This is a genomic window from Mucilaginibacter sp. (genome assembly GCF_036383575.1).
GTDB lineage: Bacteria > Bacteroidota > Bacteroidia > Sphingobacteriales > Sphingobacteriaceae > Mucilaginibacter.
In genome coordinates, this window is sequence record NZ_DASVOB010000289.1 from 1 (window position 1) to 4940 (window position 4940).

The window sequence follows — 4940 nt, forward strand, 5'->3', positions numbered from 1 at the left end:
ATCATATCCGATTACCAGATCGATGTGGACTCGCCTTACCCAAAACCATTACCTGAAGCGGCTCATATTAAGCCGGCACCTTTACGCTATCCAAACCAGCGCATCAAATACAAGCACTATGGCAAAACCATTGAGCTGATGATTGAAAAGGCTAAAGCCATTGAGGAGCCCGAACGCAAACGTCATATGATCCAGGCCATAGCAAACTTCATGAAAATGGCTTACGTGCAGTGGAATAAAGACTCAGTAAGCGACGAAAGTATCCTGTCTGACCTGTATGCCTTATCAGGCGGTACACTGAAACTGGAAGAGAACATCAACCTTAACCGCGTTGATTTCCGTCCTAATAACTTTCAGCAAAATAATACTAACAATAACCGCGGCCGTAATAACAACCAGAACAATCAAAACCGCGGTGGTGGCAGTAACGGCGGCAGGCAAAACAACAACCAAAACCGCAATAACAACCAAAACCGCAGCCGTAATAACAATGGCGGTGCAAAAAAATATTAAAATCAAGAGCCCCCTGAGGATTTAGAAATAAGAAAAAAGCGTCATTGCAAGTTACTAAGCAATGGCGCTTTTGTATTTTATCATTATTGATAAATCCCATCCGCCTTTTATTTTATCTGCATTAATTTTCTAATCTTTGCCCCATATAAATTATTTGACAAAACCGATCATAGCTTTTACAGTTTATCATTGGTGATCTTATCAATTATCCGAAACTCCGCATGACTAACGCATTTGTAATAAACGGCGGCAAACCGCTAAAAGGTGAAATAACCCCGCAGGGTGCAAAAAACGAAGCTTTACAGGTTATATCTGCCGTATTGCTTACCGCCGAAAAAGTAACCATCAGCAATATCCCTGATATTAAGGATGTAAACAAACTGATAGAGCTACTTGGCGATATGGGCGTTATTGTGGAACGCATCAACGAGCATACTTATACCTTTGAAGCCAAAGATATCAATCAGGACTTTTTCTTATCCGAAACTTTCAAATCAAAAGGTGGCGGCTTACGTGGTTCTATCATGATAGTTGGCCCCTTGCTTGCCCGCTTTGGCAAGGCTTCTATCCCTAAACCGGGTGGCGATAAAATCGGTCGCCGCAGGTTGGATACCCACTTCCTGGGTTTCGAGAAACTGGGTGCCCAATTCAACTACAATCCCGAAAATGGTTTCTTTAATGTAGATGCTTCCAACCTGCATGGTACTTACATCCTGTTGGATGAAGCCTCGGTAACCGGAACGGCCAACGTGGTAATGGCCGCAGTTTTAGCTAAAGGTACGACCACCATTTATAATGCAGCCTGCGAACCTTACCTGCAGCAGCTTTGTAAAATGCTGAGCCGTATGGGCGCTAAGATCAGCGGTATTGGCTCAAACCTGTTAACTATTGAAGGTGTCGAAAAACTGGGCGGTACCGAACACCGCTTATTACCCGATATGATTGAGATCGGTTCGTTTATTGGCCTGGCTGCCATGACCGGCTCTGAGATCACCATTAAAGATGTTCAATACAAGGAACTGGGCATGATCCCTGACGTTTTTAAGCGTTTGGGCATTAAACTGGAGCTCAGGGGCGATGATATCTTTATTCCCGCACAGGAACATTATGAAATAGAAACTTTCATTGACGGCAGTATCATGACCATTGCCGATGCACCATGGCCGGGCTTCACCCCCGACTTATTAAGCATTGTGCTGGTTGTTGCCATCCAGGCTAAAGGCTCGGTACTCATTCACCAGAAAATGTTTGAGAGCCGTTTATTCTTCGTGGATAAGCTATTGGATATGGGCGCGCAGATCATTCTTTGCGATCCGCACCGTGCCACCGTTATCGGTCTGGACAACCAGGTTAAATTGCGTGGTATCTCTATGACCTCACCGGATATCCGTGCCGGGGTTTCCTTGTTGATCGCCGCGCTTTCGGCACAAGGACAGTCAACCATTTACAATATCGAACAAATTGAACGCGGCTATCAGCACATCGATACCAGGCTTAAAGCTTTGGGCGCTGATATAACAAGAATATAAGCAAAAAGCTGAAGGCTGAAAGCAAAAAGCTTTAAGCCTATTAAAAGCTCAAAACATAAGGACAAGCAAAAGCTTTAAGCCTTATGCTTTGAGCTTTCTGCTTTATATCGCTTTTAAAATATATTTTTATAGCTTTATGCTTTTAGCCTTCGGCTTTAAGCTCAAAATCCATTATATAAACAATGCCTTACAAAAACCGGAAATCTACCTACGTTTATTTTGTACTGATATTTGTATTTATTAAAGTTGTTCTTAACCTTTTCGCTATATCTCATTTCGGTTTCCACCGTGACGAGTTTCTGCACCTTGTACTGGCCGATCATTTGGATTGGGGATACAAGGAAGTACCGCCGTTTATAGCCATACTGGCAAAAATCTCGATTACTTGTTTCGGCAATTCAGTTTTTGCCGCACGATTGTTCCCAACCCTGTTTGGCGGTCTTATTGTCCTGCTTACCGGCCTCATCGTCATTGAATTTGGCGGAAAGAAGTTTGCTATAACCCTTGCTTGTTTATCACTCATTTTCGCGCCTGCTTTTGTGGCGAGTGATTATCTTTTCCAACCTGTAGTGTTCGATCAGTTTTGGTGGGTGCTAACCGTTTGGTTACTGATAAAATATCTCAACACCACCGATGTAAGATACTTATACTGGTTGGGGGCCGCCGTTGGCCTGGGTATACTCACTAAATATACCATGCTGTTTTTTGCAGCTTCATTGGTTATTGGTATCCTTATCAGCAAACAGCGTAAGTTATTGTTCAATAAACATATTCTTGGTGCAGCATTGATAACAATAGTTATTGTGCTGCCTAACCTCATTTGGCAGCTAACCCACCACATGCCGGTATTTACACACATGAAAGCCCTGCGCGAGCAGCAACTGGATTATATTACCCCAACAAACTTTATAAAACAGCAATTGCTGGTAAATGGCATTGCTTTATTTGTATGGCTTAATGGGCTGGCATTCCTGATATTTTCTTTCAGGCTGCGTAATTTCCAGTTCATGGCATTAGCTTATGCGCTCATCTTCTTTTTTTTATTGATGATGGATGGCAAAAACTACTACATTTTTGGTGCTTACCCTATGCTGTTTGCAGCGGGTGGGTTTGGCTTTGAGCGTTTATTAAAAACAAATGGCTATGTTTTGCGCACCGCGCTGATCGTAATATTTACATTGCCCAACGCGTTATTACTACCGATTTTATTGCCCGTTTTGCCAATGAACCAAACCCTGGCGTTTTTTCGCTTTGCGGATAAGCACCTACCCCCCGCTCGCTTTTCGATGACCTGGGAAGACGGTAAAAAACATGCAACCACGCAGGACTATGCCGATATGCTGGGATGGGATGACATGGCCGCGCTGGTTGATAAAGCCTACAAAAGCCTCAGTCCTGAAGATCAAAAACAAACCATAGTTTATGCCGATAACTACGGCGAAGCCGGTGCCCTGCACCATTATGGCAAACAATACGGCTATCCCGATGTAATTTCGCTAAATAGCAGCTTCACCCTTTGGGCACCCGACAGCCTCAAATGCAAATACATGATCTACGTAGATGACGGCGGCGGCAAAAACATTAAAGAATTTGTGGAAGGAAAAATGATAGGCACTTTCACCAAAGTTGGTGAAGTAAGCAATCCGCTCGCCCGTGAAAAGGGGACTGCGGTATTTATTATTACACCTAATTACCGATTAAATCAAAGGTATAGCCCGGAATTAGCGAAGAAGAGGTTGGAGTAGGCCCCCTCTAAATCTCCCCTAAAGGGGGGCTTTTTAAATAAACATAGTCTATTTTTCCTCTACCAACGCGTAATTTTGTTTAGAGTTAGCCTGCATAATTCCGGTTGAGTCATAAGTTAACAGGCCGTTATATGTGAGCCACTTACCTTTTTCAACCGAAAAAGAAGCCAGTCCCTGGAATGTCATTTTCATAGTAGTAGGCACCTTCGATACCTCGCCCGCGGGAGAAGGCAGAGCAAAATCACCCTTTATAAATTCAACAATATCGTATTTAAGCGTAACAACCCTATCACCATTGATATTTTCAAACCTAATGGCGGTTACCTCATTTTTGTGGTAAGAAGAATCACATTTAAAATTTTGATCGGCAGTAACAAGGTTCACACTTAGCGGCCATGAGTCGCCTTGCTTAATAGCTTTGCCCGGTAACTCAAAAAACAGTGCTATGATATTCTTTTGTTCAGTTTTAGTATAAAAACTCGCAATTGTACCATCATCGTGTATAGAACCGCGAAGCATCACACCGTTCGCCATTTTCATAAAAAAATCGGCCATCATATTTGTACTGTCTACGCCGGGGAAAAGTGATTTATTGTCGTTTTTTGTTGTCAGCTCAATATCAATAATGTCTTTGCGCTTTTCGGTAAGTCGGGTAACCATACTTGTAGGCTTCATAGCGGCGCTAAGCTTCTTCATCATATCACGCGCACCCGAAACATTTGCAGAATCGGCTCCCATAGCTTTCATTGCACCGCTCATATCGAAGGTATTGACAGTAGGATTCGCCTCTTCCATTGTGGTTTTATAAGAAATAACTTCATTGGGTTTCAATTTCCACTTGAGCAAAACCGGCTGGTTATTCTGGGAAAAAACTGGTATAGAAACGATTAAGAAGACAACGGTTAAAAGTAGTTTATTTTTGTGCATCGATTTAGATTATGCCCCTAATGTACAGATAAATCGCTCACAAAAAAAGGTGCCGTGCTCGCCGCACAACACCTTCCAAGCTCTCAGCCTTCCGCTTTAAGCCTTAAGCTGAAATAGCGTTTATAATATCATACTGGGTAATGATCTCAATTTTGCCATTCCCATCTTCAACCAGCACGGCGATGTTATCTTTATTGATCATGGCAGAGATCCTGTCTATCGAAGT

Annotated in this window: 4 protein-coding genes; 3 read left to right on the plus strand and 1 reads right to left on the minus strand. The window is 42.8% G+C overall.

The genetic code is table 11. The features are described from left to right. From VF500_RS10030 to VF500_RS10040, 3 genes are all read left to right on the plus strand, one after another. Window positions 1-513, plus strand: a 513-nt coding sequence (locus VF500_RS10030) for a DUF4290 domain-containing protein (protein ID WP_330859544.1), incomplete at its 5' end; no start/stop codon positions are given. 221 nt (window positions 514-734) lie between these two features. Then, window positions 735-2042 carry a UDP-N-acetylglucosamine 1-carboxyvinyltransferase gene (gene murA, locus VF500_RS10035; protein WP_330859545.1) on the plus strand — a complete coding sequence of 436 codons (1308 nt, stop codon included), beginning with the start codon at window positions 735-737 and terminating at the stop codon, window positions 2040-2042. Window positions 2043-2224: 182 nt separating this feature from the next. After that, on the plus strand, window positions 2225-3787 hold the full coding sequence (locus tag VF500_RS10040; protein WP_330859546.1) for a glycosyltransferase family 39 protein: 1563 nt from the start codon (window positions 2225-2227) through the stop codon (window positions 3785-3787). A gap of 48 nt (window positions 3788-3835) precedes the next feature. Here the strand turns inward: VF500_RS10040 and VF500_RS10045 are convergent, their stop codons facing one another. Further along, window positions 3836-4582 carry a hypothetical protein gene (locus VF500_RS10045; protein ID WP_330859547.1) on the minus strand — a complete coding sequence of 249 codons (747 nt, stop codon included), beginning with the start codon at window positions 4580-4582 and terminating at the stop codon, window positions 3836-3838. Between the last annotated feature and the right edge of the window lie 358 nt (window positions 4583-4940).

Coding starts and splice junctions, on each gene's coding strand:
- murA (WP_330859545.1), top strand. CDS start 735: ATGACTAACGCATTTGTAATAAACGGCGGCAAACCGCTAAAAGGTGAA.
- VF500_RS10040 (WP_330859546.1), top strand. CDS start 2,225: ATGCCTTACAAAAACCGGAAATCTACCTACGTTTATTTTGTACTGATA.
- VF500_RS10045 (WP_330859547.1), bottom strand. CDS start 4,582: ATGGAAGAGGCGAATCCTACTGTCAATACCTTCGATATGAGCGGTGCA.